The sequence below is a fragment of the Streptococcus mitis genome (assembly GCF_019929545.1).
In the GTDB taxonomy this organism is placed as follows: Bacteria; Bacillota; Bacilli; order Lactobacillales; family Streptococcaceae; genus Streptococcus; species Streptococcus mitis_BU.
In genome coordinates this window covers 13,142-39,605 of record NZ_JAHZPT010000013.1, presented here as the reverse complement: position 1 = coordinate 39,605, position 26,464 = coordinate 13,142, and the positions used below count along the sequence as shown (strand labels likewise).

At 41.9% G+C, this 26,464-nt stretch carries 32 protein-coding genes and 1 pseudogene; 19 read left to right on the top strand and 14 right to left on the bottom strand.

What is annotated here, in order from left to right:
* The first annotated feature begins 117 nt into the window (after positions 1–117).
* A complete protein-coding gene (locus tag K1I71_RS05445) occupies positions 118–450 on the top strand; it encodes a winged helix-turn-helix transcriptional regulator (RefSeq protein ID WP_000182730.1) in 333 nt (110 codons plus the stop codon).
* An 11-nt stretch (positions 451–461) separates the two neighbouring features.
* Positions 462–1,253: a DUF2785 domain-containing protein gene (locus K1I71_RS05440; RefSeq protein WP_223330413.1), complete on the top strand. Its 792-nt coding sequence runs from the start codon at positions 462–464 to the stop codon at positions 1,251–1,253.
* A gap of 107 nt (positions 1,254–1,360) precedes the next feature.
* Here the strand turns inward: K1I71_RS05440 and K1I71_RS05435 are convergent, their stop codons facing one another.
* Positions 1,361–2,125, bottom strand: a complete 765-nt coding sequence (locus tag K1I71_RS05435; RefSeq protein WP_223330411.1) for a (S)-acetoin forming diacetyl reductase — start codon at positions 2,123–2,125, stop codon at positions 1,361–1,363.
* 255 nt (positions 2,126–2,380) lie between these two features.
* On the opposite strand from K1I71_RS05435, the gene K1I71_RS05430 reads away from it, so the two are divergent.
* Positions 2,381–3,049 carry an MIP/aquaporin family protein gene (locus K1I71_RS05430; RefSeq protein ID WP_223330410.1) on the top strand — a complete coding sequence of 223 codons (669 nt, stop codon included), beginning with the start codon at positions 2,381–2,383 and terminating at the stop codon, positions 3,047–3,049.
* Positions 3,050–3,106: 57 nt separating this feature from the next.
* Here K1I71_RS05430 and queF read toward each other — a convergent pair whose 3' ends face one another.
* The 7 genes from queF to K1I71_RS05395 all read right to left on the bottom strand — a co-directional run bounded on the left by queF (position 3,107) and on the right by K1I71_RS05395 (position 6,653).
* On the bottom strand, positions 3,107–3,598 hold the full coding sequence (gene queF / locus K1I71_RS05425) for a preQ(1) synthase (RefSeq protein WP_049538765.1): 492 nt from the start codon (positions 3,596–3,598) through the stop codon (positions 3,107–3,109).
* A gap of 17 nt (positions 3,599–3,615) precedes the next feature.
* Complete coding sequence (gene queE, locus K1I71_RS05420; protein WP_223330409.1) at positions 3,616–4,332, bottom strand: 7-carboxy-7-deazaguanine synthase QueE; 717 nt, start codon at positions 4,330–4,332, stop codon at positions 3,616–3,618.
* A complete protein-coding gene (gene queD / locus K1I71_RS05415; protein WP_223330408.1) occupies positions 4,325–4,768 on the bottom strand; it encodes a 6-carboxytetrahydropterin synthase QueD in 444 nt (147 codons plus the stop codon). The genes queE and queD overlap by 8 nt, the downstream gene beginning before the upstream one ends.
* On the bottom strand, positions 4,768–5,421 hold the full coding sequence (gene queC / locus K1I71_RS05410; protein ID WP_223330407.1) for a 7-cyano-7-deazaguanine synthase QueC: 654 nt from the start codon (positions 5,419–5,421) through the stop codon (positions 4,768–4,770). Before queC ends, queD begins: the two co-directional genes overlap by 1 nt.
* 201 nt (positions 5,422–5,622) lie before the next feature.
* Complete coding sequence (trxA, locus tag K1I71_RS05405) at positions 5,623–5,937, bottom strand: thioredoxin (protein WP_001029581.1); 315 nt, start codon at positions 5,935–5,937, stop codon at positions 5,623–5,625.
* A 15-nt stretch (positions 5,938–5,952) separates the two neighbouring features.
* Positions 5,953–6,174, bottom strand: a complete 222-nt coding sequence (locus tag K1I71_RS05400) for a DUF4649 family protein (RefSeq protein ID WP_000570256.1) — start codon at positions 6,172–6,174, stop codon at positions 5,953–5,955.
* Between the two features lie 98 nt (positions 6,175–6,272).
* Positions 6,273–6,653, bottom strand: coding sequence for a MarR family winged helix-turn-helix transcriptional regulator (locus K1I71_RS05395; protein WP_223330406.1), 381 nt, complete (start codon positions 6,651–6,653; stop codon positions 6,273–6,275).
* 282 nt (positions 6,654–6,935) lie between these two features.
* On the opposite strand from K1I71_RS05395, the gene K1I71_RS05390 reads away from it, so the two are divergent.
* A complete protein-coding gene (locus tag K1I71_RS05390; RefSeq protein WP_000781325.1) occupies positions 6,936–7,310 on the top strand; it encodes a CidA/LrgA family protein in 375 nt (124 codons plus the stop codon).
* On the top strand, positions 7,307–8,002 hold the full coding sequence (locus tag K1I71_RS05385; protein WP_084950166.1) for an LrgB family protein: 696 nt from the start codon (positions 7,307–7,309) through the stop codon (positions 8,000–8,002). Before K1I71_RS05390 ends, K1I71_RS05385 begins: the two co-directional genes overlap by 4 nt.
* Before the next feature lie 31 nt (positions 8,003–8,033).
* On the opposite strand, the gene K1I71_RS05380 is transcribed toward K1I71_RS05385, so the two are convergent.
* From K1I71_RS05380 to K1I71_RS05370, 3 genes are read right to left on the bottom strand one after another with little or no spacing between them, the layout of a single operon-like run.
* Positions 8,034–8,801, bottom strand: coding sequence for a hypothetical protein (locus tag K1I71_RS05380; RefSeq protein WP_223330405.1), 768 nt, complete (start codon positions 8,799–8,801; stop codon positions 8,034–8,036).
* Between the two features lie 15 nt (positions 8,802–8,816).
* Positions 8,817–9,512: an ABC transporter ATP-binding protein gene (locus K1I71_RS05375; RefSeq protein WP_024057290.1), complete on the bottom strand. Its 696-nt coding sequence runs from the start codon at positions 9,510–9,512 to the stop codon at positions 8,817–8,819.
* Positions 9,513–9,516: 4 nt separating this feature from the next.
* A complete protein-coding gene (locus tag K1I71_RS05370) occupies positions 9,517–9,882 on the bottom strand; it encodes a GntR family transcriptional regulator (RefSeq protein WP_000119149.1) in 366 nt (121 codons plus the stop codon).
* 139 nt (positions 9,883–10,021) lie between these two features.
* On the opposite strand from K1I71_RS05370, the gene nrdR reads away from it, so the two are divergent.
* The 14 genes from nrdR to recG all read left to right on the top strand — a co-directional run bounded on the left by nrdR (position 10,022) and on the right by recG (position 24,084).
* Positions 10,022–10,495, top strand: coding sequence for a transcriptional regulator NrdR (gene nrdR, locus K1I71_RS05365; protein WP_001203672.1), 474 nt, complete (start codon positions 10,022–10,024; stop codon positions 10,493–10,495).
* Positions 10,496–11,665 carry a DnaD domain protein gene (locus tag K1I71_RS05360; RefSeq protein WP_042750630.1) on the top strand — a complete coding sequence of 390 codons (1,170 nt, stop codon included), beginning with the start codon at positions 10,496–10,498 and terminating at the stop codon, positions 11,663–11,665.
* Positions 11,666–12,562: a primosomal protein DnaI gene (gene dnaI / locus K1I71_RS05355; RefSeq protein WP_223330404.1), complete on the top strand. Its 897-nt coding sequence runs from the start codon at positions 11,666–11,668 to the stop codon at positions 12,560–12,562. It abuts the gene before it with no gap.
* The gene (locus tag K1I71_RS05350) at positions 12,559–13,272 is read left to right on the top strand and encodes an NADPH-dependent oxidoreductase (protein WP_223330403.1); all 714 of its coding nucleotides are present in this window, start codon (positions 12,559–12,561) and stop codon (positions 13,270–13,272) included. The genes dnaI and K1I71_RS05350 overlap by 4 nt, the downstream gene beginning before the upstream one ends.
* A gap of 13 nt (positions 13,273–13,285) precedes the next feature.
* On the top strand, positions 13,286–14,596 hold the full coding sequence (gene der, locus K1I71_RS05345; RefSeq protein ID WP_001207696.1) for a ribosome biogenesis GTPase Der: 1,311 nt from the start codon (positions 13,286–13,288) through the stop codon (positions 14,594–14,596).
* Between the two features lie 81 nt (positions 14,597–14,677).
* Positions 14,678–15,013 carry a hypothetical protein gene (locus tag K1I71_RS05340; RefSeq protein WP_223330402.1) on the top strand — a complete coding sequence of 112 codons (336 nt, stop codon included), beginning with the start codon at positions 14,678–14,680 and terminating at the stop codon, positions 15,011–15,013.
* Positions 15,014–15,078: 65 nt separating this feature from the next.
* The gene (locus K1I71_RS05335; RefSeq protein ID WP_223330401.1) at positions 15,079–15,426 is read left to right on the top strand and encodes a hypothetical protein; all 348 of its coding nucleotides are present in this window, start codon (positions 15,079–15,081) and stop codon (positions 15,424–15,426) included.
* 32 nt (positions 15,427–15,458) lie between these two features.
* On the top strand, positions 15,459–15,746 hold the full coding sequence (locus K1I71_RS05330; RefSeq protein ID WP_000197495.1) for a hypothetical protein: 288 nt from the start codon (positions 15,459–15,461) through the stop codon (positions 15,744–15,746).
* A 145-nt stretch (positions 15,747–15,891) separates the two neighbouring features.
* On the top strand, positions 15,892–18,405 hold the full coding sequence (gene secA / locus K1I71_RS05325; RefSeq protein WP_223330400.1) for a preprotein translocase subunit SecA: 2,514 nt from the start codon (positions 15,892–15,894) through the stop codon (positions 18,403–18,405).
* A gap of 80 nt (positions 18,406–18,485) precedes the next feature.
* Positions 18,486–19,517 (top strand): 3-deoxy-7-phosphoheptulonate synthase, encoded by a 1,032-nt coding sequence (locus K1I71_RS05320; protein ID WP_004258559.1) that lies wholly within the window; start codon positions 18,486–18,488, stop codon positions 19,515–19,517.
* A 1-nt stretch (position 19,518) separates the two neighbouring features.
* Entirely contained in the window at positions 19,519–20,550 is a 1,032-nt protein-coding gene (locus K1I71_RS05315; RefSeq protein ID WP_223330399.1) for a 3-deoxy-7-phosphoheptulonate synthase, read from the top strand.
* 44 nt (positions 20,551–20,594) lie between these two features.
* Entirely contained in the window at positions 20,595–20,957 is a 363-nt protein-coding gene (gene acpS / locus K1I71_RS05310) for a holo-ACP synthase (protein ID WP_223330412.1), read from the top strand.
* The gene (gene alr / locus K1I71_RS05305; protein ID WP_223330398.1) at positions 20,947–22,050 is read left to right on the top strand and encodes an alanine racemase; all 1,104 of its coding nucleotides are present in this window, start codon (positions 20,947–20,949) and stop codon (positions 22,048–22,050) included. The genes acpS and alr overlap by 11 nt, the downstream gene beginning before the upstream one ends.
* An 18-nt stretch (positions 22,051–22,068) precedes the next feature.
* Positions 22,069–24,084: an ATP-dependent DNA helicase RecG gene (recG, locus tag K1I71_RS05300; protein ID WP_223330397.1), complete on the top strand. Its 2,016-nt coding sequence runs from the start codon at positions 22,069–22,071 to the stop codon at positions 24,082–24,084.
* Positions 24,085–24,584: 500 nt separating this feature from the next.
* On the opposite strand, the pseudogene K1I71_RS09640 reads toward recG, so the two are convergent.
* The 3 genes and pseudogenes from K1I71_RS09640 to K1I71_RS05290 all read right to left on the bottom strand — a co-directional run.
* A pseudogene (locus K1I71_RS09640) lies at positions 24,585–24,689 on the bottom strand (Rpn family recombination-promoting nuclease/putative transposase); the annotation flags it as partial.
* Positions 24,690–24,693: 4 nt separating this feature from the next.
* Positions 24,694–25,617 (bottom strand): Rpn family recombination-promoting nuclease/putative transposase, encoded by a 924-nt coding sequence (locus K1I71_RS05295; RefSeq protein ID WP_223330396.1) that lies wholly within the window; start codon positions 25,615–25,617, stop codon positions 24,694–24,696.
* A 141-nt stretch (positions 25,618–25,758) separates the two neighbouring features.
* The gene (locus tag K1I71_RS05290) at positions 25,759–26,310 is read right to left on the bottom strand and encodes a GNAT family N-acetyltransferase (protein ID WP_223330395.1); all 552 of its coding nucleotides are present in this window, start codon (positions 26,308–26,310) and stop codon (positions 25,759–25,761) included.
* Positions 26,311–26,464 lie beyond the last annotated feature (154 nt).

Sequence of the window (26,464 nt, the reverse complement as noted above, 5' to 3'; positions counted from 1 at the left end):
TGAATGTGCCAACTAAATGAGACACATACAGTTGATTTTTTCTTTTGTGATAAGAGTGGAGTTTTTAGAGGTGCCCTAAAAGATAAATTTTTTTAAAAAATAGAAAGAAGATATTTTATGACAAATAAAGTGAGTGAGTATGGTATTTGTCCATTTGCGACAACGCAGAGGGTTTTAACGGGGAAATGGGCACTGGTAATCATTTATCAGTTGAGTACGGGTACCAAACGATTTAAAGAATTGCAGAGATTATTGCCTGGGATTACTCAAACTATTTTGACCCGTCATCTCCGTCAATTAGAAAAGGATAAGATTGTTCAACGAAAGGTCTATGCCGAAGTTCCGCCACGAGTTGAGTACAGCTTAACTGAAATGGGGCAGGAATTCAGAGTTGTTTTAGATGCTGTCGAGAAATGGGGTCTAGATTATATCAAGTTGCTAGAAATGTAGAGGTATTGACCATGTATCAAGAGTTACTTAGAAAAATAGCAGAAGAAAAACCAAGTTATAACCAGGAAGAAATCCAGTGGTTGCTTGATCATTTGGGAGATCCTTCTCCAGAAATTCGTGATGACCTTGTTTTTACAAGCTTTGCTAGAGGGATTCAGGAAGAGCTATTTACACAGGAACAATTTCATTTCATTGCTGATGTGGTCTCAGCTGATGGAGAACTAGACAAAGAGATTGATAAGATAGGCCTGCCAACACTCGAACGTTCTTTTAGGGCGCTTATTTATGCAAATCTCTTGTCTGCTGATGCCAACCAGCAATCGATTTTTTATCAGGAATTACAATCAGAAATTCGCAATGTCCTTTTACATCAAGGTTTGTACTATCTTTCAAAAGAAAAGGATACAACGGGTTTTTCAAGTCAGTATGGTTGGATTCACTCTTTTGCACATGGATCCGATTTACTGACAGAGGTGGTTTGTCATCCGGGCTTTCCTAAAAACAGAGTTCATGAAGTATTTGAGATACTTGGCCAACTATTTAAAAGAATTTCGATTCGCTTTACAGATGATGAGGATTGGCGTTTAGCAAGAGTGATCTATGAACCTATTTTACAAGGGAAGTTGGAGCAAGAGCAAGTAGCTTCTTGGATAAAAGCTGTTGACTTTCCGATAGAAAAAAGGGAAGATTTTTATAAATTTTCCAACTTCAGATCCTGTCTGTTGGAAGTCTATGTCCAACTTGACCAGAGAAATAGTTTACAAGATGACTTGAAAGAAGCTATCCAGTCTTTTCAATACTAGGGATAAGCTAATATTACTTATTGAAAGAGTTTCTATTGTATCCTCCTAACTGATAATGAAAACTAATAAAAGAGGTTGAATCATTTTCCAACCTCTTTTTGTGTATTTTAATGGAATTGCATACCACCATCAACGATAATGGTTTGTCCTGTAATGTAGTTTGAATCTGGTCCTGCAAGGAAGCTGACGGCTGCAGCCACATCTTCTGGTTCAGATAGACGTTTTAGAGTAATATCTTTTGCAAATGTCTGCATACCCCATTCGTCATCTTTTCCTGCATTTTTACCAACTTCATGAGCGATGTCGTACATCATTGGTGTTTTCACAATACCCGGTGCGTAGGCGTTAACAGTGATTCCTGAGTCTGCTAAATCACGTGCTAATGTTTGCGTAATTCCTCGAACAGCAAATTTTGTTCCACCATAAACAGTTAGATTTGGATTGCCCACTACACCGGCTTGAGAGGTTGCGTTGATAATTTTACCTCCGTGGCCAAGTGCTTTAAATTGCGCTTGTGCAGCTTGTGAACCCCAAATGACACCACCAACGTTGATACCGAAAGTGCGTGTAAATTGTTCCTCAGTAATTGTATCAAGAGGAGTAGTTGGAGCAACACCAGCGTTATTTACGACAACATTCAAATCACCAAAATGGTCAACAACTTTTTGAAATGCTTGGTCAACTTCTGCCTGTTTCGAAACATCAGCTACGACAGCAAAGGCATTTTCAGCTGATAATTCGGCAACAGCTTTTTCAGCTGTTTCGGGATTGTAGTCTAATACTCCTACCTTAAAGCCATCTTGAACCAATCGTTTTGCGATTGCAAAACCGATTCCTTGACCTGCACCTGTGACAATAGCAACTTTAGACATATGATTCCTCCTTGGTATCCACGATACCATTCAAACGTTCATAAAAGAACAGCAAAGTTGTAAAAATTAGTTCAAATTAGGGAATAAATAACTTATTAGAACTATATTGATAGTATATACCTTTGGAAAAAATGTTTCAAATAAACACTACCGTTTTTATAGAATTTTATCCTGAAAATTTCCAAACAATTTTCTTGAAACCCTTTCCCTCTTTTGATAGACTAGTATCTAGTTTTTGAAAAAAGGAGAAAGAAAATGAAAAAATTTGTCGCTGAGTTAATCGGTACTTTCATGCTTGTGTTCATCGGAACAGGAGCTGTTGTTTTTGGAAATGGTCTTGATGGCCTAGGTCACCTTGGAATCGCCTTTGCCTTTGGTTTAGCCATCGTGGTTGCAGCCTACTCAATCGGAACTGTTTCAGGTGCTCACTTGAACCCAGCAGTTTCTATCGCTATGTTTGTTAACAAACGTTTGTCATCTTCAGAACTTGTAAACTACATCCTTGGTCAAGTAGTTGGTGCTTTCTTAGCATCTGGATTTGTATTCTTCCTCTTGGCTAACTCAGGGATGTCAACTGCTAGTCTTGGTGAAAATGCCTTGGCAAACGGTGTCACTGTCTTTGGTGGATTCTTGTTTGAAGTTATCGCAACTTTTTTGTTTGTCCTAGTTATCATGACGGTGACTTCAGCAAGCAAAGGAAATGGCGCGATTGCTGGTTTGGTAATTGGTTTGTCCTTGATGGCGATGATTCTTGTCGGATTGAACATTACTGGACTTTCAGTAAACCCAGCTCGTAGTTTGGCACCAGCTGTCTTGGTAGGTGGCGCAGCCCTTCAACAAGTTTGGATTTTCATCCTTGCACCAATCGCTGGTGGGGTTCTTGCAGCCCTCGTTGCAAAAAACTTCCTTGGAACAGAAGAATAATTGAAACTCAAAAAGCCTTGCTCCTCACTTTGAGGAACAGGGCTTTTTCGTATGAGTTTAACGGTTGTCAATTTTCTCTGGATAAAGGTCGTGTTGGAAGAGGCGTTGTTCTGCCAAGCCTTCATACTTAGTTCCAGGTTTACCGTAGTTGTAGTAGGGATCGATTGAAATGCCACCGCGCGGAGTGAATTTTCCCCAAACCTCCAAATAGCGAGGGTCTAGCAAGTTGACCAAGTCTTTCCCGATGGTGTTGATACAGTTTTCGTGGAAATCTCCGTGGTTTCGGTAGCTAAAGAGGTAGAGTTTGAGGGATTTTGACTCAACACAGAGCTTGTCAGGGATGTAGGAAATATAGATAGTTGCAAAGTCTGGCTGAGCAGTGATTGGGCAAAGTGAGGTAAATTCAGGACAGTTGAATTTGATGAAATAGTCATTTTCCACATGACGATTGTCAAAAGACTCGAGGATTTCGGGTTGATAGTCAAAAATGTAGTTGGTTTCTTTGTTGCCGAGGAGGCTTAGGTTTTTCATTTCTTCTTGTTGTGACATGATTTTTTCTTTCTAATTTAAACACCACGTTGGTTGTCGTAGAGGAGGGTATGGAGTTGAGGAAGGACGCGGACATTGCCCCAGCTATCGTCGGCAGCGATACGTTCCCAGAGTTCTTTGAGACGGTCCAGTTGGTCTTGGACAATATTACCCGTAGCCTTGGGCTCAGGATTTCCAGCCGATAAGAAGAGGACATCTGGTTGGTAGCGCTCTTGTATGCCTCTGGCAAAGGACAAATCTGCATCGTCAAAGATAGGGATTTTAAAGGTGACCTTGTCTGGATCCAGTTGGGAAACGATAAAGTCCAAGGTCTCAAAGTTGACTTCCATCTTGGATGAAGGAGGTTTGGGACTCAGAGTGACCTGGTCGATGTCTTTCAACCAATTTTGCCAGCGAGAGCCTTGGGTCTCAACAGCTAGAGTGACACCACGTTCCTTGAGTTTGGTTACTAGCTCAGCCATGTTGGCTGCTAGGATAGCAGGATTTCCCCCAGACAGGGTTACATAGTCGTAGCTCCCCAATTTATCCAAGGCAGCAATGACTTCGTCAGCAGTCATACGAGTTGGCTTTTCAGAGCCATCCCAAGTAAAGGCAGAATCGCACCAGTCGCAGTGGTAGTCGCAACCAGCAGTGCGGACAAACATGGTTTTCTGCCCGATTGCACGGCCTTCGCCTTGAAAGGTTGGGCCAAAAATTTCTAGAACTGGTAGTTTGAGGACACGTTCCCTAGTCATCTAACCACTCCCGTCTAAACTCTGCAAAGGCAGTCGGAGTTTCATAGAGGCGAACATATTCCAAACGGAGACCGCGCTCGTCTGGCAACTCTTGGTTCATGGTTTGGAAAATCCAGTAAACCATATTTTCAGCAGTCGTGTTCATATAGGGAAGAGTTTCATTGAGATAGCGATGATCCAAGTGGGGTTCTAAGTAGTTCTTGTAGATCGCTTTGATGTCTCCGAAATCGTAGGTCATGCCACGTTCATCTAAAAATCCACTGACAGAAATTTGCAGATGATAGGTGTGGCCGTGCAGGGACTTACATTTTCCCTCATAGTGAAAGAGGTGGTGGGCAGCATCGAAGGTAAACTCTTTTGATACCAAGGTTCTGTGAGGATTGTAGACAAGAGACTCCCCGGTTTCCTGTTTGATTTCTTTGGGTGCAAAAAACATTAGTCCTCTCCTTTCTGTGAGAGATAAACATCTAGACCATGTTGACGTAGGTGGCATGCTGGACAATCTCCACAGCCACTTCCGATAATCCCGTTGTAGCAGGTTAAGGTCTTTTCACGAACATAGTCAAAGGCACCGAGTTGGTCAGCCAATTCCCAAGTTTCAGCCTTGTCTAGCCACATGAGAGGTGTTTGGATAACGAAGTCGTAATCCATGGCAAGGTTGAGGGTAACATTAAGAGATTTGATAAAGACATCTCGACAATCGGGGTAGCCTGAGAAGTCTGTCTCGCAGACACCTGTCACGATATCTTTAATGCCTCGTTGTTTGGCAAGGACTGCCGCAAAGGATAGAAAGAGGTGGTTGCGACCGTCAACAAAGGTATTGGGAACCTCTCCCTCTTTTTGCTCAATCTCCATATCAGAGGTCAGGGCATTTTCAGTGATTTGCCCCAGCAGAGACATATCTAGGATATGATGACGAATCCCCTGTTCCTTAGCAATGTCTCTAGCGACTTGAATTTCGAGATGATGGCGTTGGCCGTAGGCAAAGGTGACGGCTTCAACCGTTTCATAGTGTTCTTTAGCCCAAAAGAGGCAGGTTGTAGAATCTTGACCGCCACTAAAGACGACCAAGGCAGATTGACGTTTCATAGTACTCCTTCCAAAATGGGAAATGTTCAGAGCACGCAAAAAGCTCCCTTGAGGGAGCTAAAAAATACCAAGTCAAGGTTTTTTTTAGCGATGGCATGTCCCAAACATCGTAATAATCTATCTATAGTCTAGCATATTTTTTGAAAAATGGCAAAGGACAAGAAAAAAGAGACCAAAGCAAGTACTTGGTCTCTCGTTTGATTAGCTCAATTCAGCAACGATAGCCTTGATTTGTTCTGCTGTGTGAACACCAGCAACTTGTTTCACTACTTGGCCGTCTTTTTTGAAGAGAAGAGTTGGGATAGACATGATTCCAAAAGCACGAGCTGTATTTGGATTTTCATCTACGTCCATTTTAACGATTTTCAAAACATCTTCTGAAAGTTCTTCAGATAATTTGTCCAAGATTGGACCTTGCATACGACATGGACCACACCAAGTTGCCCAGAAGTCTACCAAGACCAAACCGTCTTTTGTTTCTTGTTCGAATGTTGCATCTGTAATTGCTTTTGCCATTGTATTTCTCCTTTTTTAGTTATATTGGCTTAAATCTTGTTTCATGAGATAGAAGAAGACATCTCCATAAGTCCCATGGTAGTCCAAATCATGACCGTTGTAAGTTAATTTTTGGACAGGGTAGTAGTCTGCGACGCCGATAAGGCAAGCTTGTTGTGAACGATCAAAATCTTCATAAGACTCGAAAGTTACAGTTCTTTCGTTCTTACTGGCATCTAGATAGGTAATTTCAATCATGTTTAAAACTCCTTTGTTTAATGATGATTTTATTTTACTCTTTGTAAAAGAGAATGTCAAGAAAAATGATTGCGCACGCAACTTTTTTCAAAATCATCTTAAATCAAGAAATCCAAACCAGTTTCCAAGCTTGATTCGACAGCCTTTTGTAGAGAGGCCAGTGTCTTTTGCCCATCACTTGTCAGGCAGATAAAGCTAGAACGCCTATCTTGATCACAACACCTGCGACTAAGTAGACCGCAATTTTTGGCTTCCAAGCGAGCCACCATCCGAGAAACAGCGCTCGGGCTCAGATGAAGCTTATCTGGCAGGTCAATCTGGCGTAGAGATTTTTCTTGAGCCAAGTCCAGATAGTAGAGCAGGTAGAACTCTTTCAAGGTCAGACTTTGTTCGCTCTGCTGGGCAATGGTCTCTTCCAAGAGACTTTCAATTTCTTTCTGACGACGATTGAAGTCAAACCATTTTTCCAAATAGGTCATAGTATCTCCTTTCTTTTTAGAGTTATAAATAGAAGAATGTCCATTCACAGACAGTCTCTGCATCACAAGATGATTGCGCATGCAATAATTATACTACTTTTCAAGAATGCTGACAAGAAGGACGCTGGAATATTTTATCCTAAATCATGCCTGTTTTCACAAGTCAAGAATTGTTTGTATCCCCTTTCCTATCTAATTTTCATTATCCCTTGTGCATTTCCTTGAAATTTTCTGAAAAAAGAGTAAACTGGTATGCAAGAAGTCTATTTCGTGGAGTTTAGGATGAAATTATATGTTCAATTAATGATTCTCTTTGTGATTTCTCTAATCGGAGAGGGGATCTCTAGTTTCTTTCATTTGCCCATCCCAGGCAGTATTATAGGTTTGATTATTCTTTTTCTAGCCCTACAATTCAAGTGGCTGAGAACTAGGCATGTCAACATGGTGGGGAATTTCTTGCTGGCCAATATGACCATTCTCTTTTTGCCACCAGCAGTGGGAATCATGGAGAAGTTTGATGTGATTGCTCCCTATCTTTTGCCAATTGTTTTGATTGTCTTTTTTGCAGCAGTCATCAATATTATCCTCATAGCCTTGGTGGTTCAGTTTATCAAACGACGGTTTGAGGGAGATTATGAGAAAGGAGATGCCAAATGAGTGAATTTGTTTCCAATCCCCTGTTTGGGCTTGCCCTGTCTATTTTAGCTTATCTAGTGGGAATGCTGATTTACAGACGCTTCCCCCATCCATTGACAACGCCCTTGCTTTTGTCAGCTGTTTTCATTATCATCTTTCTAAAAGTGACGGGTATTTCTTACCAAGATTACTACCAAGGTGGGGTTTATCTGAACAACTTGATTGTTCCATCGACCGTTGCTCTAGGGATTCCGCTTTATAAGAGTTTTCATTTGATGAAGCACCATGCACGGAGTATTCTCCTTGGTAGTCTGCTAGCGGTAGTGGTCAATACCTCTTTCACAGCCCTTGTGGCTAAAATCTTTGGCATGGACTTTTTCCTAGCCATTTCTCTCTTTCCTAAGTCAGTGACAACCGCTATGGCAGTGGGAATTACAGAAAAATTGCAAGGCTTGACCACCGTGACCTTGGTTGTCGTAGTGGCGACTGGGATTTTGACTAGTGTTATCGGACCAACCCTTTTGAAGTGGTTGAAAATTGACGACCCGGTAGCAGTCGGGCTTTCCCTTGGAGGAACAGGCCACGCAGTCGGAACAGGAACGGCTTTTCGATACGGCTCTGTAGCAGGAGCCATGGGTGGTTTGGCTATCGGTGTCACCGGTATTCTCTATGTTTTTGTCAGCCCTATTGTAGCCAGTTTGATATTGAGTTAAATCAAAACCCAGCTTTTTAGCTGGGCATTTTTTATTGCAAATTAACCTTGTTTTTCAAGATATAGTAGGTTCCGAGGTAAAAGATAGCTATGAATATGAGTTCTTCAAAAATGCCCGTACTTGCTCCCATATAGAAATTATCATTAAATCCTGCAAGTGAATTGACATAGAAGTTAGCACTGGTATTGAAGAAGACTTCAATAAATCCAATGACGATTTGGAGCCCAATGTAGGCTACAACAGCAAGTGCTGTGCGGTATTCATTGAAAAGTTGTCCAATGGAAATAGCCAAGTAGATGCAGAGGATACTGGAAATGGTATTTAGTAGGAGGGATAACCCCACAAGAGAGATTTGAGGAAGGTATGTTCCTACAAGTGGGAACCAGTCATAATGTGACATCCATTCTGGAACCGTTATAGTCACAATAAGAAAAGCACTTAGAGCCAGTACAGCCGAGCTAAGGATAGACCAGATGAAGGCACCGATTAGTTTGGCTGTGATGATATGGTGTTCGGATACTGGAAGGGTCAAAGTCAGATAGCCTTGGCGGTCATAGACACTTCCTTTGAAGCGTTTGATAATCAAGAAAAGAGTTGAAATCCCCAGTGTAATTATCAAGCCGCCAAAGACGAGAGCCAGAAAGATAAATAGGAAAGGTTGGCTATCTTTGAAAGATATATAATTATAGTAGTGGCCTTGCATTCCTATGAGGATAGAAAGGGCTAGCACGGCAACGTAGAGGGCTAAATACCACTTGTTAACATTTTTAAATTCGTAGCGAACTAAATTCCAAAACATAATAATCTCCTTTGCTTAGGCCTTAAATTCCTGACGGAAGAGTTGGTCAATGGATTCACCTGACTCATAGCGAATATCATCTACATTGCCTTGACGGACGACTTTTCCATCCTTTAGGAAGACAATTTCATCCAAGATTGGCTCGATATCAGAAATCAAGTGGGTAGAAATCAAAACGGTAGAAGTTGGGGAGTAGTTGTTGATAATGGTATTGAGGATATACTCACGGGCTGCTGGATCCACCCCACCAATGGGTTCGTCTAAAACGTAGAGGCGAGCATCACGGCTCATAACCAAAATCAGTTGTACCTTTTCCTTGTTTCCTTTTGATAATTTCTTGAGACGACTATTTTCATCAATGCCCAGGTCTGCAAGTAGATGATGGGCGCGTTCAAGATTGAAATCTTTATAGAAGGTCTTGAAATAGGTTAGGGCTTCTTTGACCTTCATTTGCTCATTGAGATAGGTCGTATCCGGCAAATAAGCTACGATGGCCTTGGTTGCTGGGCTTGGGTTCATATCGTTGATAAGGACACGTCCTTGATCTGGTTGTAAGAGGCCATTGATTAGTTTAATCAGGGTTGTTTTCCCTGAGCCGTTTGGTCCAAGGAGACCAACAATTTTTCCAGCTGGGATGTCAAGGGAAACATTTTCAAGGGCTGGGGTTGCTCCATAAGATTTGGATACATTTTCAAATGCTAGTAATGACATAGGCTTAAACTCCTTTAATATAATCGCCGACTACGCCTGGTAGTTCTTCTTTTTCATAGCCAAAATGGGTCATGGAGGAAACGAAGTGTTCCAATTCTTCTTCTGATAATTGTTTACGCGATTGAGCGATTAGCTCCTTATCCTCAGTCACAAACCGTCCAGTTGTTCGCTTGCTGTAGACAAAACCTTCTCGTTCAAGGTCTGACAAGGCTCTTTGGATGGTGTTGGGATTGACACCCGCCTCGCTAGCCAGCTCTCGCACGGTTGGAAGTTGTTGATTGGGTTCCAGTGTATGGGAAACAATCTGAAGCTTGATTTTCTCCATAATCTGTAAATAGATGGGTTTTTTGTTGTCAAATGTCCAGGACATCTTGGTCTCCTTTCTTTTATCCTTTTGTCTTAATTAAATAATACAACAAAACAAAAAACTTGTCAAGCAAAAAGAAGAATTGTTTTGGGAATCGTTTAAAAAATGGTATAATGAAAAGAAAACGATAAGGAGGGAAAGGATGCGTTGTCCAAAATGTGGGGCTACCAAGTCAAGTGTTATCGATAGTCGCCAAGCAGAAGAAGGGAACACCATTCGTAGAAGACGTGAGTGCGACGAATGCCAGCACCGTTTTACAACCTACGAACGAGTAGAAGAAAGAACCTTAGTGGTTGTTAAAAAAGATGGCACACGGGAACAATTCTCCAGAGATAAAATCTTTAATGGGATTATCCGCTCAGCCCAGAAACGTCCTGTGTCAAGTGATGAAATCAACATGGTAGTCAATCGTATCGAACAGAAACTCCGTGGTCGAAATGAAAATGAAATTCAAAGTGAGGACATTGGTTCACTCGTCATGGAAGAGTTGGCTGAGTTAGACGAGATTACCTATGTACGTTTTGCCAGTGTCTATCGTAGTTTTAAGGATGTCAGTGAGTTAGAGAGCTTGCTCCAACAAATCACCCAGTCCTCTAAAAAGAAAAAGGAAAGATAAATGAAGCCAATTGACCGTTTTTCTTATCTAAAGAATAATCGGGTGTCGCAAGATACCTCATCTCTGGTACAGTGCTACCTCCCGATTATCGGTCAGGAGGCACTGAGCCTTTATCTTTATACAATCAGTTTTTGGGATAATGGTAGAAAGGAATATCTTTTTTCAAGCATTCTCAACCATCTTAACTTTGGAATGGATAGATTGATAAAATCCTTGAAAATCCTATCTGCTTTTAATCTTTTAACCCTCTATCAAAGAGGGGATACCTATCAGCTAGCTCTCCATACTCCACTTTCGAGTCAGGACTTCTTGGAACATCCTGTTTATCGCAGACTCTTGGAGAAGAAGATTGGCGATGCAGCGGTGGAGGATTTGAAGGTTGAAAATGCTGATGGTGAAGAAATACCTGTCTCGCTCAATCAAGTCTTTCCAGACTTAGCGGAATTAGGAAGTCAAGAAGACCTTGGTCTCAAGAAGAAAGTGGCTAACGATTTTGACTTGGACCATTTTCGTCAGCTTATGTCTCGAGATGGGCTTCGTTTTGCAGATGAGCAGTCAGATGTCTTAAACCTCTTTGCCATTGCCGAGGAGAAGAAATGGACTTGGTTTGAGACCTATCAATTGGCCAAGGCAACAGCTGTTTCCCAGGTTATTTCAACCAAACGCATGCGGGAAAAAATTGCTCAAAAACCGGTTTCCTCTGACTTTAGTCCTAAGGAAGCAACTATTATCAAAGAAGCTAAAAGTAAGACTGCTCTGCAGTTCTTGGCAGAAATCAAGCAAACACGCAAGGGGACCATTACTCAAACAGAAAGAGAACTCTTGCAACAGATGGCTGGCTTGGGCTTGCTGGACGAAGTCATTAATATCATTCTCTTATTGACCTTTAATAAGGTGGATTCGGCAAACATCAATGAGAAATATGCCATGAAGGTGGCCAATGACTATGCCTATCAAAAGATTCATTCTGCAGAAGAGGCAGTCTTACGCATCCGTGAGCGTGGGCAAAAGAATCAGGCTCAAAAAAGCAGTAAACCCAGTCCTACCAAGTCCAATGTACCCAAGTGGAGCAATCCAGATTATAAGAATGAAACCAGCGAGGAAACTCGTCTGGAACTAGAACGTAAGAAACAAGAACTATTAGCTCGATTAGAAAAAGGAGGAGATTAGATGGAAAGTGTCGGAGACGTACTCAAACGTCAACCTAGCCGTTTTCATTATCAAGATTTGGTCCAGAAAATCATGAAGGACCCTGATGTTGCGGCCTTTATCCAGCAAAAATCCCTTACTCCAGAGGAATTGAATCGCAGTATCTCCAAGTTTAATCAGTACATCACCGAGCGAGACAAGTTTCTTCGTGGTGATACAGATTATATTGCCAAAGGCTACAAGCCGATTTTGGTTATGAATCATGGCTATGCGGATGTTTCTTATGAAGAAACTCCTGAACTAATCGCAGCGGAAAAAGAAGCGGCTATTAAGAACCGTCTCAAGTTAATCAATCTGCCAGCCAGTCTCAAGAAAGCTAGTTTAGCTCAAGTAGACTTGGATGATTTGGGTCGCTTGCCAGTTTTTGAAAAGTTATTAGCCTTCGTGGAGCAATATCCAGCTATTCGAAAAGGTCTTTACTTGTATGGAGACTTTGGTGTGGGTAAAAGTTTCATGGTGGCTGCTTTAGCTCATGATTTATCAGAAAAACGTGGTGTTTCATCCACTCTTCTCCACTATCCTAGCTTTGTCATAGATGTCAAAAATGCTATCGGTGATGGCAATGTTAAGACCTTGGTGGATGAGATTAAGCTTTCTGAAGTCCTGATTTTAGATGATATTGGTGCCGAGCAATCAACAGCTTGGGTGCGGGATGAAATCCTACAAGTCATTCTCCAATATCGGATGCAGGAAAATTTACCGACCTTTTTCACCTCCAACTTCAACTTTGAAGAATTGGAGCAGCATTTCGCTAAAGGGAAACATGGAAATGACGAAACCTGGGAAGCTAGACGCGTCATGGAACGCATCCGTTATTTGGCTGAGGAGACTCGTTTAGAAGGAGTGAACCGTCGATGACAGAAACAATCAAATTAATGAAGGCTCATACTTCAGTGCGCAGATTTAAAGAGCAAGCCCTTCCTCAGGAAGACTTGGCTGAAATCCTGACAGCGGCCCAGATGGCCTCGTCTTGGAAGAATTTCCAATCCTACTCTGTGATTGTGGTCCGAAGTCAAGAAAAGAAAGATGCCTTGTATGAATTGGTGCCTCAAGAAGCTATTCGCCAGTCTGCTGTTTTCCTTCTCTTTGTCGGAGATTTGAACCGTGCAGAAAAGGGAGCACGACTCCATACGGATACCTTCCAACCTCAAGGTGTAGAAGGTATCTTGATTAGTTCGGTCGATGCGGCTCTTGCTGGACAAAATGTCTTGTTGGCAGCTGAAAGCTTGGGCTATGGTGGTGTCATTATTGGCTTGGTTCGATACAAGTCAGAAGAAGTAGCAGAACTCTTTAATTTGCCTGACTACACCTATCCTGTCTTTGGGATGGCACTAGGACTACCAAATGAAGAACATGAAGTCAAACCTCGCTTGCCATTGAATCAAGTGGTATTTGAGGAAGAATATCAGGAACAAACAGTTGATGTGATTGAGGCTTATGACCGTGTACAGGCTGACTATGCTGGGGCGCGTGCAACCACAAGCTGGAGTCAGCGCCTAGCAGAACAGTTTGGTCAAGCTGAACCAAGCTCAACTAGAAAAAATCTTGAACAGAAGAAGTTATTGTAGAAAGTGAGAAATTATGGCCCTACCAACTATTGCCATTGTAGGACGTCCCAATGTTGGGAAATCAACCCTATTTAATCGGATCGCTGGTGAGCGAATCTCCATTGTAGAAGATGTCGAAGGAGTGACACGTGACCGTATCTATGCAACGGGTGAGTGGCTCAATCGTTCTTTTAGCATGATTGATACAGGAGGAATCGATGATGTCGATGCTCCTTTCATGGAACAAATCAAGCACCAGGCAGAAATTGCCATGGAAGAAGCAGATGTTATCGTCTTTGTCGTGTCTGGTAAGGAAGGAATTACCGATGCAGACGAATACGTAGCCCGTAAACTTTATAAGACCCACAAACCAGTTATCCTAGCGGTTAACAAGGTGGACAACCCTGAGATGCGAAATGATATCTATGATTTCTATGCTCTCGGTTTGGGTGAACCACTGCCTATCTCATCTGTTCATGGTATTGGTACAGGAGATGTGCTAGATGCCATCGTGGAAAATCTTCCAAATGAATATGAGGAAGAAAATCCAGATGTCATTAAGTTTAGTTTGATTGGTCGTCCAAACGTTGGAAAGTCAAGTTTGATCAATGCTATCTTGGGAGAAGACCGTGTCATTGCTAGTCCTGTTGCTGGAACAACGCGTGACGCTATTGATACCCACTTTACAGATACAGATGGTCAAGAGTTTACCATGATTGATACGGCTGGTATGCGTAAATCTGGTAAGGTTTATGAAAATACTGAGAAATACTCAGTCATGCGTGCCATGCGTGCTATTGATCGTTCAGATGTGGTCTTGATGGTCATCAATGCGGAAGAAGGCATCCGTGAATACGACAAGCGTATCGCAGGATTTGCCCATGAAGCTGGTAAAGGGATGATTATCGTGGTCAACAAGTGGGATACACTTGAAAAAGACAATCACACTATGAAAAACTGGGAAGAAGATATCCGTGAGCAGTTCCAATATCTACCTTACGCACCGATTATCTTTGTATCAGCCTTGACCAAGCAACGTCTTCACAAACTGCCTGAGATGATCAAACAAATCAGTGAAAGTCAAAACACACGTATTCCATCAGCTGTCTTGAACGATGTCATTATGGATGCCATTGCCATCAACCCAACACCGACAGACAAAGGAAAACGTCTTAAGATTTTCTATGCGACCCAAGTGGCAACAAAACCACCAACCTTTGTCATTTTTGTCAATGAAGAAGAACTTATGCACTTTTCTTACCTACGTTTCTTGGAAAATCAAATTCGCAAGGCCTTTGTTTTTGAGGGGACTCCAATCCATCTCATCGCAAGAAAACGCAAATAAAAAAGTAGAATCTGGAATGACATTTCCAGATTTTTTTGATAGAATGAAGGTGAAGAAAACGCTATCAAAAAGGAGGTGTCGATGAAACATTTGTTTAAATTTATAATCTTATTTCCCTGGTTTTACTTTTTCAACTGGATTGAAAAGGATAATAGAGAAAGTAAATTTTTCCCAATTTTTTACTATTTTTACTGGGTTTACATCCCCCTCTATGCTCTTTTTAGCCTTGCTTGGACAGTTGTTTCAGTTCTGTTTTTCAATATCGTCTTGAGAAATTTGACAGATATCAAATTATGGGGCATTTGGTTTCTTTTTATTCTGCTAGCTATTGGTCTGAATAGGTCAACTTATTTCTGTTTCAAAAAAATGCTTCGCTTGAGACGAGAACTAGGGAAGTCTAAATGTGGAAGGCATTGATTTATATTGGTAATAACATTTAATAGAACGAAACTAAAGAAAACAATTTTAAAGAGGAGGTGTCGATGATGAGATTGTCCTTTAATTGGTTTCATTTGATACTCTTATTTCCTTGTTTATATTTTTTCTATTGGATAGACAATGCTGATAGAAACAGTAAGTTTTTCCCCATTATCTACTATTTCTACTGGATTTATATTTCCCTTTTAGCTCTGTTTAGCATGGATATGACAATTTTTTCATTCTTATTTTTCCCTTTTGTTCTAGATTATGTATCAGATGCTAGTGATTGGGGTGTTTGGTTGCTTCTGATAGTCTTATCTCTAGGCAGTGACTGGTTAACCTATATCTTTTTCAAAAACATGTTTCGCTTGAGACGGGAACTAGGACAATCTAAAGGCGGAAGGCATTGATTTATATGGTTTGTGTTGATAGGAGGTAGCTTATGACACGTCTAAAATCATTTATTACACGCTATTCTAAGGTCTATATTGGTTTAGTTCTGTTGATCTGGATTGCTTTCTTCTTTCTTCCTTGGGGCAGTCCGATTCTGGGGGGAAAGATTGACCTCTTCAGCATACAGAAAGTCTTGCTAGTTTTTGGTATTCTGTCTATTTTGATGGCCTTGCTGTCCAAGAAAGTCAGTCTCTTTGTTTTTGGATTGATCTGCTGTTTTTCTCTTTGGATTAATCTATTTATCCTATTTGCGATTTTGCCGATTTTTGGCAATTAAAGTATCATAAAAGTCAGAGAGGTTAGCTTGGAAACTAGCCTCTTTTTCCTTTTCAAAATGGGGATTCTTCCTTGAAAATAATCAGTAATTGTGCTAAAATTAAAAGAACATTCTAAAATATTCGGAATTTAAAGTAAGGAAAAACATGGCTAATATTTTAAAAACAATTATCGAAAATGATAAAGGAGAAATCCGTCGTCTGGAAAAGATGGCTGACAAGGTTTTCAAATACGAAGACCAAATGGCTGCTTTGACAGATGACCAACTAAAAGCAAAAACAGTTGAATTTAAAGAACGTTATCAAAATGGAGAATCACTGGATTCATTGCTTTATGAAGCATTTGCGGTTGTCCGTGAAGGTGCTAAACGTGTCCTAGGTCTCTTCCCATATAAGGTTCAGGTCATGGGGGGAATCGTTCTTCACCATGGTGACGTGCCAGAGATGCGTACAGGGGAGGGAAAAACCTTGACTGCGACTATGCCGGTATACCTCAATGCCCTTTCAGGCAAAGGGGTTCACGTAGTTACGGTCAATGAATACCTGTCAGAACGTGATGCGACTGAGATGGGTGAATTGTACTCATGGCTTGGTTTGTCAGTAGGGATTAACTTGGCTGCCAAATCTCCAATGGAGAAAAAAGAAGCCTATGAGTGTGATATTACCTACTCAACCAACTCAGAAATCGGATTTGACTACCTTCGTGATAACATGGTCGTTCGTGCTGAAAACATGGTACAACGTCCGCTTAACTATGCCTTGGTCGATGAGGTTGACTCAATCTTGATTGATGAGGCCCGTACACCTTTGATCGTATCAGGTGCTAATGCAGTTGAAACCAGTCAGCTCTACCACATGGCAGACCACTATGTAAAATCTTTGGACAAAGACGACTACATCATCGATGTACAGTCTAAAACTATTGGTTTGTCTGATTCAGGGATTGACAAGGCTGAAAGCTATTTCAAACTTGACAATCTCTATGACATCGAAAACGTAGCTCTGACTCACTTTATCGATAACGCCCTTCGTGCCAACTACATCATGCTTCTCGATATTGACTATGTGGTGAGCGAAGAGCAAGAAATCTTGATTGTCGACCAATTTACAGGTCGTACCATGGAAGGTCGTCGTTATTCTGATGGATTGCACCAAGCTATTGAAGCTAAAGAAGGTGTGCCAATTCAGGATGAAACCAAGACATCTGCCTCAATCACTTACCAAAACCTTTTCCGTATGTACAAGAAATTGTCTGGTATGACAGGTACAGGTAAGACTGAGGAAGAAGAATTCCGTGAAATCTACAACATTCGTGTTATTCCAATCCCAACAAACCGTCCTGTTCAACGTATTGACCACTCAGACCTTCTTTATGCAAGTATCGAGGCTAAGTTTAAGGCGGTTGTCGAAGACGTTAAGGCTCGTTACCAAAAAGGTCAGCCTGTCTTGGTTGGTACAGTAGCGGTTGAAACCAGTGATTACATTTCTAAGAAATTGGTCGCAGCTGGCGTTCCTCACGAAGTCTTAAATGCTAAAAACCACTATAAAGAAGCCCAAATCATCATGAATGCTGGTCAACGTGGTGCTGTTACTATCGCAACTAACATGGCCGGTCGTGGTACCGACATCAAGCTTGGTGAAGGAGTTCGCGAATTGGGTGGACTTTGTGTGATTGGTACAGAACGCCATGAAAGCCGTCGTATCGATAATCAGCTTCGTGGACGTTCAGGTCGTCAAGGAGACCCAGGTGAGTCACAATTCTACCTATCTCTTGAAGATGACTTGATGAAACGTTTTGGTTCTGAACGCTTGAAGGGAATCTTTGAACGTCTCAACATGTCTGAAGAGGCCATTGAGTCTCGTATGTTGACACGTCAGGTTGAAGCGGCGCAAAAACGTGTCGAAGGAAATAACTACGATACCCGTAAACAAGTCCTTCAATATGACGATGTCATGCGTGAACAACGTGAGATTATCTATGCTCAACGTTACGATGTCATCACTGCAGATCGTGACTTGGCACCTGAAATTCAGGCTATGATCAAACGTACGATTGGTCGTGTCGTTGATGGTCATGCGCGTGCCAAACAAGATGAAAAACTCGAAGCAATTTTGAACTTTGCTAAGTACAACTTGCTTCCAGAAGATTCTATCACGATAGAAGACTTGTCAGGCTTGTCTGATAAGGCCATCAAGGAAGAGCTTTTCCAACGTGCCTTGCAAGTTTACGATAGTCAGGTTTCAAAACTACGCGATGAAGAAGCAGTTAAAGAATTCCAAAAAGTCTTGATTCTACGAGTGGTAGATAACAAGTGGACAGATCATATCGATGCCCTCGATCAATTGCGTAATGCGGTTGGACTTCGTGGCTATGCTCAGAACAACCCTGTTGTTGAGTATCAGGCAGAAGGTTTCCGTATGTTCAATGATATGATTGGTTCGATTGAGTTTGATGTGACACGCTTGATGATGAAAGCACAAATTCATGAACAAGAAAGACCACAAGCAGAACACCATATCAGTACAACAGCGACTCGTAATATCGCTGCCCACCAAGCAAATATACCAGAAGATTTGGATTTGAGCCAGATTGGACGGAATGAACTTTGCCCATGTGGTTCTGGTAAGAAGTTTAAAAACTGTCACGGTAAAAGACAATAAAATGAGATAGTTTAGAGGCGGATACCTTGTGAAAAGTAAATTTTTACTTGGTATCCGTTTGATTTATAAGGAGATGAGTTATGGTATTTACAGCAAAAAGTCCTAAAATTAATATTGAAGAAGTTCGTGCCTTATCAAAATTAGAAGGCCAAGCTTTGGAGAGAAAATCACAGCGCGATCAAGAGCTAGAAGCCATTATACGTGGAGAAGACCAGCGGATTCTCTTGGTAATCGGGCCATGCTCATCTGATAATGAAGAAGCTGTCCTTGAGTACGCTAAACGTTTGGCAGCTTTGCAAGAAGAAGTGGCAGACCGTATCTTTATGGTTATGCGTGTTTACACTGCCAAACCTCGTACTAACGGAGATGGCTATAAGGGCTTGATTCACCAGCCTAATGCGACAGAAGCGCCTAGTCTTATCAATGGAATCAAAGCCGTTCGCCATCTTCATTATCGTGTTATCACAGAAACAGGTATGACAACAGCTGATGAAATGCTTTATCCTGAAAATCTACCGCTTGTAGATGATTTGATTTCTTACATGGCGGTTGGTGCCCGTTCAGTTGAAGACCAGCAACACCGCTTTGTGGCAAGTGGAGCAGATTTCGCGACTGGGTTTAAAAATCCAACATCTGGAAATCTCAATGTTATGTTTAATGGGATTTATGCTGCTCAAAACAAACAAAGTTTCCTTTTCCTAGGAAAAGAAGTGGAAACAACTGGGAACCCGCTTTCGCACGCTATTCTTCGTGGAGCAATCAATGAGTATGGTAAGAATATTCCTAACTACTACTATGATAATTTGATGGATACCATTGCTCAATATGAGAAAATGGGCTTGGAAAATCCTTTTATCATTGTGGATACCAATCACGACAACTCTGGTAAGCAATATATGGACCAGATTCGAATTGTCCGTCAGACCTTAATTAATCGTGATTGGAATGAAAAAATCAAGCAGTACGTTCGTGGCTTTATGATTGAGTCTTATCTAGAAGATGGCCGTCAAAACGAACCGGAAGTATTTGGCAAGTCGATCACAGACCCTTGCCTTGGCTGGGAAAATACGGAAGTCCTCGTCAGAGAAATCTACCAAACGTTAGGAGAATAAGATGGCATTTATTGAAAAAGGTCAAGAAATCGATATTGAAGCAATCAAGGCAGAAACCCAATTGTCTGCGGAAGCCTTGCGATTAAAGGAGCGTCGTGATAGAGAATTGGCAGACATTATTTCAGGAGAAGATGACCGTATCCTTTTGGTGATTGGTCCTTGCTCTTCTGATAATGAAGAGGCTGTCTTGGAATATGCCCGCCGTTTATCTACCTTGCAGAAGAAGGTGGCGGACAAGATTTTCATGGTTATGCGTGTTTATACTGCCAAACCTCGTACTAACGGAGACGGCTATAAAGGTTTGGTTCATCAACCAGATACTTCGAAGGCTCCAAGTCTGATTAACGGTTTGCAGGCTGTGCGCCAGTTGCACTACCGCGTGATTACAGAGACTGGTTTGACAACGGCAGATGAGATGCTTTATCCGTCAAATCTGGTCTTGGTAGATGATTTGGTCAGCTACCATGCTGTTGGGGCTCGTTCTGTGGAAGACCAAGAGCACCGCTTTGTGGCCTCAGGAATTGATGCACCAGTGGGGATGAAAAATCCAACCTCAGGAAATCTTGGGGTTATGTTTAACGGTATCTATGCCGCTCAAAATAAACAGACCTTCCTCTTCCATGGTCAAGAAGTTGAGACTTCAGGAAATCCCTTGGCTCATGTCATCCTTCGTGGCGCAGTTAATGAATATGGGAAAAATGAGCCTAACTTTTACTATGAAACCCTGCTAAGTGCCATTGAGCGCTATGAGACAATGGGGCTTGAAAATCCTTTTATCCTCATAGATACTAACCATGATAACTCAGGCAAGCAATATATGGAGCAGATTCGAATTGTTCGCCAGACCTTGCAAAATCGTGATTGGAATGAGAAGATTAAAAAGACAGTTCGAGGCTTTATGATTGAATCTTACCTAGCAGATGGTCGTCAAAACCAACCAGAGGTCTTTGGTTGCTCCATTACCGATCCTTGCCTAGGTTGGGAAAATACAGAGGCCTTGGTAGAAGAAATCTATGCTACCTTGACAAAATAAGTGAAAAGGATGGAGTTGGGGAATCTCAACTCCTTTTGATAAGAATGATAGTTGGACATGGAATTGACATCGAAGAATTGGCTTCGATAGAAAGCGCAGTTACACGACATGAAAGTTTTGCTAAGCGCGTGCTGACCGCTAAGGAAATGGAACGGTTTAACAGTCTTAGAGGGCGCAGGCAGATTGAATATTTGGCTGGTCGCTGGTCGGCTAAAGAAGCCTTTTCTAAGGCGATAGGAACGGGTATTGGCAAGCTCGGTTTTCAGGATTTGGAAGTCTTGAACAATGAACGCGGGGCGCCTTATTTTAGTCAGTCACCATTTTCAGGAAAGATTTGGCTGTCTATCAGCCACACCGATCAGTTTGTAACAGCCAGTGTCATTTTGGAGGAAAATCATGAAAACTAGTCCACATAGACCAACCAGGGCTCTGATTCATCTGGGAGCTATTCGACAAAATATTCAGCAAATGGGGACTCATATCCCTGAAGGAACGCTCAAATTTGCAGTAGTCAAGGCTAATGCCTATGGGCATGGGGCAGTAGCTGTTGCCAAGGCAATCCAAGAAGATGTATACGGCTTTTGCGTTTCAAATATCGATGAAGCCATTGAACTCAGACAGGCTGGACTCAGCAAACGAATCCTTATTTTAGGAGTTTCTGAAATCGAAGCTGTTTCTCTTGCTAAAGAATACGACATCACCTTGACTGTGGCCGGACTGGAGTGGATCCAATCACTCTTAGATAGGGAAGCAGACCTAACTGGATTGACAGTCCACCTTAAGATTGACTCAGGAATGGGACGGATTGGTTTTAGAGATGCCAGTGAGGCTGAGCAGGCTCAAGACTTGCTTAAACAACACGGTGCTCGTGTTGAAGGAATTTTTACCCACTTTGCTACTGCAGACGAGGAATCAGATGACTACTTTAATGCCCAGTTAGAACGGTTTAAAGATATTTTGGCCAGTATGAAAGGTCTTCCAGAGCTGGTTCATGCCAGTAATTCGGCAACGACCCTTTGGCATGCAGAGACTATTTTCAATGCGGTCCGTATGGGAGATGCCATGTATGGTCTCAATCCAAGTGGAGAGGTTTTGGATTTACCCTATGACTTGAAACCAGCCTTGACCTTGGAGTCTGCTTTAGTTCATGTCAAGACAGTTTCAGCTGGAGCTTGCATGGGCTATGGAGCAACTTATCAAGCGGATAGCGAGCAAGTCATAGCGACCGTGCCAATCGGCTATGCGGATGGTTGGACACGAGATATGCAAAATTTCGCTGTCTTGGTAGATGGGCAAACTTGCCCAATCGTTGGGCGAGTATCTATGGACCAAATCACCATTCGTCTGCCTAAATTTTACCCGCTGGGAACCAAAGTAACCTTGATTGGTTCTAACGGGGACAAGGAAATCACAGCAACTCAGGTAGCGACTTACCGTGGAACCATTAACTACGAGGTGGTTTGTCTTCTCAGCGACCGCATTCCGAGAGAATATTATTAGAAAAGAAAGGAGTGGAGCATGAATCTACATCAACCCTTGCATGTCTTACCTGGTGTGGGACCAAAGTCAGCAGAAAAATACGCCAAACTAGGAATTGAAAACTTGCAAGACCTTTTGCTCTACTTTCCTTTCCGATATGAAGACTTCAAGACCAAGCAAGTGCTGGAACTGGAAGACGGTGAAAAGGCGGTTCTTTCTGGTCAAGTCGTGACTCCTGCTAGTGTCCAGTACTATGGTTTCAAGCGTAATCGCCTCCGCTTTAGCCTCAAGCAGGGAGAAGTCGTTTTTGCGGTGAATTTCTTTAACCAGCCCTATCTAGCAGATAAGATAGAGTTGGGAGCAACTCTTGCCGTCTTTGGAAAATGGGACCGTACCAAGGCTAGTTTGACTGGGATGAAGGTCCTGGCTCAGGTGGAAGATGACCTCCAGCCTGTTTATCGCTTGGCTCAGGGAATCAGTCAGGCCAGTCTGGTCAAGGTCATCAAGACGGCTTTTGATCAGGGACTGGACCTCTTGATTGAGGAAAATCTTCCCCAGTCTTTGCTCGATAAATACAAACTCATGTCCCGTTGTCAGGCCGTTCGTGCCATGCATTTCCCCAAGGATTTGGCAGAATACAAGCAAGCCCTTCGACGTATCAAATTTGAGGAACTCTTTTATTTCCAAATGCAATTGCAGACGCTTAAGTCTGAAAATAGAGTTCAGGGAAGTGGTCTGGTCCTGGACTGGTCTAAGGAAAAAGTGACAGCAGTCAAAGAAAGCTTGCCTTTTGCCTTGACTCAAGCTCAGGAAAAGAGTTTGCAGGAAATTTTAACCGATATGAAGTCGGACCACCACATGAATCGTCTCCTACAAGGAGATGTGGGGAGCGGAAAAACGGTAGTCGCTGGCTTGGCCATGTTTGCGGCGGTGACAGCTGGCTATCAGGCTGCTCTCATGGTGCCAACAGAAATCCTTGCAGAGCAACACTTTGAGAGTTTACAGAACCTTTTTCCAGACTTGAAACTGGCTCTTTTGACAGGTTCCTTGAAAGCTGCAGAAAAGAGAGAAGTTTTGGAGACCATTGCCAAGGGTGAGGCTGATTTGATTATCGGAACCCACGCTCTGATTCAGGATGGGGTGGATTATGCTCGCCTGGGCTTGATTATCATAGATGAGCAGCACCGTTTTGGTGTGGGGCAAAGGCGTGTTCTGAGAGAAAAAGGCGACAACCCAGATGTCCTCATGATGACAGCGACTCCTATTCCACGGACGCTTGCCATCACAGCCTTTGGCGATATGGATGTTTCCATTATCGACCAGATGCCAGCAGGGCGGAAGCCTATTGTGACACGCTGGATCAAGCATGAGCAACTACCTCAGGTCTTGACTTGGTTAGAGGGGGAAATTCAAAAAGGTTCCCAAGCCTATGTCATCTCTCCCTTGATTGAAGAATCAGAAGCTCTGGATCTGAAAAATGCCATTGCCTTATCAGAAGAGTTGACGTCTCATTTTGCAGGTAAGGCAGAGGTGGCTCTTTTACATGGTAAGATGAAGAGTGATGAAAAAGACCAGATTATGCAGGAGTTCAAAGAGAGAAAAACGGATATTCTGGTTTCGACGACGGTTATCGAGGTCGGGGTCAATGTTCCCAATGCGACCGTCATGATTATCATGGATGCCGATCGCTTCGGGCTCAGCCAGCTTCACCAGCTCAGAGGTCGTGTTGGTCGGGGAGATAAGCAGTCCTATGCAGTTCTTGTTGCCAATCCCAAGACGGATTCTGGGAAAGACCGTATGCGCATCATGACAGAAACCACCAATGGTTTTGTTCTTGCTGAAGAAGATTTGAAAATGCGTGGTTCAGGTGAAATTTTTGGAACCAGACAGTCAGGTCTTCCAGAGTTCCAAGTAGCTGATATTATCGAAGATTTTCCGATTTTAGAAGAAGCTAGAAAAGTTGCTAGTTACATTAGTTCTATTGAAGGCTGGCAAGAGGATCCAGAGTGGCGCATGATTGCTCTTCATTTGGAAAAGAAAGAACATTTAGATTAAGCTTTCTCTAAGGAAAACTTAAGCTAGCTTTCAGGTTTGCCCCTTATACTAGAGTCATCAAAAAGAAACGAGGACTCTCATATGACAGTAACGATTAAAGTAAACTACCAAACCACTTTCCAAAAGAAAGAAGTAAAAAATTAAGATTGAAGAGAAGGAAGAAAGAGCGAAATGCTCTTTTTTGTTTCTAAAAGCACAATTTATTGAATCTAAAATAGCACACTGCGGATTCTAAAAAAATTCTAGAAATTATAGTAGATTGAATCTGGAATAGTACACCTAGTTTTCTAAAACATTTTTAGAAATTAGTTTGAATTCCGCGATCAATTTGTTCAGTTTTTATTTCATTTAACTATAATTTGACTTTCCTAATTTCTTTGTTCATATCTTATTTCAATACACTATATCTTAATATTTCAGAGCCAACATCTAGCATAACTAAAAAAACAGATTCTTACATCTATTACGGAAAAATCTGTCATTGATTTAATGATTTACAAAAACTCCAACCACGGCTTGCGAACCTCGTCTTTGCTGGTTCCTCTATATTTTTTTAATTCCAAAAATGCCATCTTGACTAGATGATGTTCTTGACAGTTAGTGCTGGTCTTACAACAATGCCTCAAACTCAGCGACAGTCATGCCCAATTGTTGACTGGCAACTTCAGAAGGCAAAAGACCTTGACGGACTAGATTTAGTAGCATAGACAAACTTCCTTCAACTTTTCCACGCTCCAGTCCCTGTTCAATACCACGTTCCAACCCCTGTTCAATCCCTTCTGCCCTAGCAGTTTCCAAGGCATAATCATGAGCCAATAATGCCTGTTCTTCACGCATACGTAGTTGACTAAACATTTTCCTGTCCTCCTCGGACCAGCTCTTGTAGTCTAGCAGTTGGTCTGCCTGGCTGATGGCTCGCTCGGGTTCCTGGGTAAAGGGTTTATTACCGAAAAACTCCAACCACGGCTTGCGAACCTCGTCTTTGCTGGTTTCTTTGTATTTTTTTAATTCCAAGAATGCCATCTTGACTAGATGATTTTCTTGTCCATTATTTGTGATTGTCAATACCTCACCTGTCGTATCCTCTCGCATGCTAAAGCTATGAAAAGCCAGGTCATCTGAGAAATAATTGCTGTCCACAATTGCGATAGCATATACCGGTGCGATGTGTTTATAACTCTGGTGTGTATCACCTTCTCGTTGGCGAATTTTTTCGAGGTTTTGATTGACCTGACTGCACAAGTAAGCCCACAGGCGATTGATGAAAAAATTCTGATGATGCACCTGAATTTCAATGATTACTTGCGTGCCATTGTCCAACTCTGCCAAGACGTCTATACTGGTATAGAAATCCTGCGCCGAGTAAGGCAGGGAAGGCAAGACGTGAATATTGCTTCCCTCCAAAATGGTCACATTTTTGGCTGGCAAGTCCAGCATATCGCGGATAAATTGACAAGTGATTTCTGGATTACTAAAGATTTTCTTAGCAACCAAGTCATTGGTTGGGCTGATGCCCGGATGGCGTAATGCCATATTCTCTCTCCTTTCATTATAACACATTTTCAAATCTAGGTTTACTGGATTCTTTGGCTCTATCTATTTATTCGGAAAAAAGAGGATAAATGAAATAGTAAATAAAAAATAAGAACAGCGGATAAGCAATAAATTTTAAGATTATCTGTCTTCTCCGCTTATCTGATAATAAATAAGGTTCGCAATATAGCCTTTTCTCTCTACCCCATTTGCAACAGTCTTTAGATAGGACATTCCAGTCTTATCCATAACATGATCTGAAGCTGGGTTGAGATTGGCATATCGTGCTTTGACTTTTTGAAAACCTGCTTGAGTAAAACAGAAGTCTAAGATAGCTTTTAAGGCCTCTGTCATAAGGCCACGAATCCAATAGTTTTTTCCTAAAACATAGCCAATTTCACAACTGGAATCATCCTCATTCATCTCAACGATGCTGATATCTCCTATCACTTGCTCTGGCTTTTCTTTGAGGTAAATGGCCCATTTGTAATAGTTGGGATTGGCATAGGAAGTAACCCAATTATGAATCGAGTTTCGAGTGATCTCAACATCAGGATGGGGATTCCAAGTAACAAACGTCAGATTCTCAGCAGACGAAGCCCAATTTTGAAACATGGCTTCCGCATCACTCTCCACAAATCTTCTCAAGATTAAACGGTTTGTCTGTAATATTTGCGTACCTATTGCTTTCATGATGTTACCTCTCTTTCTGGTGTGTGATTCTCTATTCAATCTCCATTGAAACTATAGTATATCGAGATAAGCTGTAGACAAATCAACTAGGGCATTCACATTAATTTCTAAAAATACTTTAGAAGTTAATTGGTACTATTCTAGATTCAATTTA

Excerpts from the sequence above, each read along its gene's own strand:
- K1I71_RS05445 (WP_000182730.1), top strand. The coding sequence starts at position 118 with ATGACAAATAAAGTGAGTGAGTATGGTATTTGTCCATTTGCGACAACG.
- K1I71_RS05440 (WP_223330413.1), top strand. The coding sequence starts at position 462 with ATGTATCAAGAGTTACTTAGAAAAATAGCAGAAGAAAAACCAAGTTAT.
- K1I71_RS05435 (WP_223330411.1), bottom strand. The coding sequence starts at position 2,125 with ATGTCTAAAGTTGCTATTGTCACAGGTGCAGGTCAAGGAATCGGTTTT.
- K1I71_RS05430 (WP_223330410.1), top strand. The coding sequence starts at position 2,381 with ATGAAAAAATTTGTCGCTGAGTTAATCGGTACTTTCATGCTTGTGTTC.
- queF (WP_049538765.1), bottom strand. The coding sequence starts at position 3,598 with ATGTCACAACAAGAAGAAATGAAAAACCTAAGCCTCCTCGGCAACAAA.
- queE (WP_223330409.1), bottom strand. The coding sequence starts at position 4,332 with ATGACTAGGGAACGTGTCCTCAAACTACCAGTTCTAGAAATTTTTGGC.
- queD (WP_223330408.1), bottom strand. The coding sequence starts at position 4,768 with ATGTTTTTTGCACCCAAAGAAATCAAACAGGAAACCGGGGAGTCTCTT.
- queC (WP_223330407.1), bottom strand. The coding sequence starts at position 5,421 with ATGAAACGTCAATCTGCCTTGGTCGTCTTTAGTGGCGGTCAAGATTCT.
- trxA (WP_001029581.1), bottom strand. The coding sequence starts at position 5,937 with ATGGCAAAAGCAATTACAGATGCAACATTCGAACAAGAAACAAAAGAC.
- K1I71_RS05400 (WP_000570256.1), bottom strand. The coding sequence starts at position 6,174 with ATGATTGAAATTACCTATCTAGATGCCAGTAAGAACGAAAGAACTGTA.
- K1I71_RS05395 (WP_223330406.1), bottom strand. The coding sequence starts at position 6,653 with ATGACCTATTTGGAAAAATGGTTTGACTTCAATCGTCGTCAGAAAGAA.
- K1I71_RS05390 (WP_000781325.1), top strand. The coding sequence starts at position 6,936 with ATGAAATTATATGTTCAATTAATGATTCTCTTTGTGATTTCTCTAATC.
- K1I71_RS05385 (WP_084950166.1), top strand. The coding sequence starts at position 7,307 with ATGAGTGAATTTGTTTCCAATCCCCTGTTTGGGCTTGCCCTGTCTATT.
- K1I71_RS05380 (WP_223330405.1), bottom strand. The coding sequence starts at position 8,801 with ATGTTTTGGAATTTAGTTCGCTACGAATTTAAAAATGTTAACAAGTGG.
- K1I71_RS05375 (WP_024057290.1), bottom strand. The coding sequence starts at position 9,512 with ATGTCATTACTAGCATTTGAAAATGTATCCAAATCTTATGGAGCAACC.
- K1I71_RS05370 (WP_000119149.1), bottom strand. The coding sequence starts at position 9,882 with ATGTCCTGGACATTTGACAACAAAAAACCCATCTATTTACAGATTATG.
- nrdR (WP_001203672.1), top strand. The coding sequence starts at position 10,022 with ATGCGTTGTCCAAAATGTGGGGCTACCAAGTCAAGTGTTATCGATAGT.
- K1I71_RS05360 (WP_042750630.1), top strand. The coding sequence starts at position 10,496 with ATGAAGCCAATTGACCGTTTTTCTTATCTAAAGAATAATCGGGTGTCG.
- dnaI (WP_223330404.1), top strand. The coding sequence starts at position 11,666 with ATGGAAAGTGTCGGAGACGTACTCAAACGTCAACCTAGCCGTTTTCAT.
- K1I71_RS05350 (WP_223330403.1), top strand. The coding sequence starts at position 12,559 with ATGACAGAAACAATCAAATTAATGAAGGCTCATACTTCAGTGCGCAGA.
- der (WP_001207696.1), top strand. The coding sequence starts at position 13,286 with ATGGCCCTACCAACTATTGCCATTGTAGGACGTCCCAATGTTGGGAAA.
- K1I71_RS05340 (WP_223330402.1), top strand. The coding sequence starts at position 14,678 with ATGAAACATTTGTTTAAATTTATAATCTTATTTCCCTGGTTTTACTTT.
- K1I71_RS05335 (WP_223330401.1), top strand. The coding sequence starts at position 15,079 with ATGATGAGATTGTCCTTTAATTGGTTTCATTTGATACTCTTATTTCCT.
- K1I71_RS05330 (WP_000197495.1), top strand. The coding sequence starts at position 15,459 with ATGACACGTCTAAAATCATTTATTACACGCTATTCTAAGGTCTATATT.
- secA (WP_223330400.1), top strand. The coding sequence starts at position 15,892 with ATGGCTAATATTTTAAAAACAATTATCGAAAATGATAAAGGAGAAATC.
- K1I71_RS05320 (WP_004258559.1), top strand. The coding sequence starts at position 18,486 with ATGGTATTTACAGCAAAAAGTCCTAAAATTAATATTGAAGAAGTTCGT.
- K1I71_RS05315 (WP_223330399.1), top strand. The coding sequence starts at position 19,519 with ATGGCATTTATTGAAAAAGGTCAAGAAATCGATATTGAAGCAATCAAG.
- acpS (WP_223330412.1), top strand. The coding sequence starts at position 20,595 with ATGATAGTTGGACATGGAATTGACATCGAAGAATTGGCTTCGATAGAA.
- alr (WP_223330398.1), top strand. The coding sequence starts at position 20,947 with ATGAAAACTAGTCCACATAGACCAACCAGGGCTCTGATTCATCTGGGA.
- recG (WP_223330397.1), top strand. The coding sequence starts at position 22,069 with ATGAATCTACATCAACCCTTGCATGTCTTACCTGGTGTGGGACCAAAG.
- K1I71_RS05295 (WP_223330396.1), bottom strand. The coding sequence starts at position 25,617 with ATGGCATTACGCCATCCGGGCATCAGCCCAACCAATGACTTGGTTGCT.
- K1I71_RS05290 (WP_223330395.1), bottom strand. The coding sequence starts at position 26,310 with ATGAAAGCAATAGGTACGCAAATATTACAGACAAACCGTTTAATCTTG.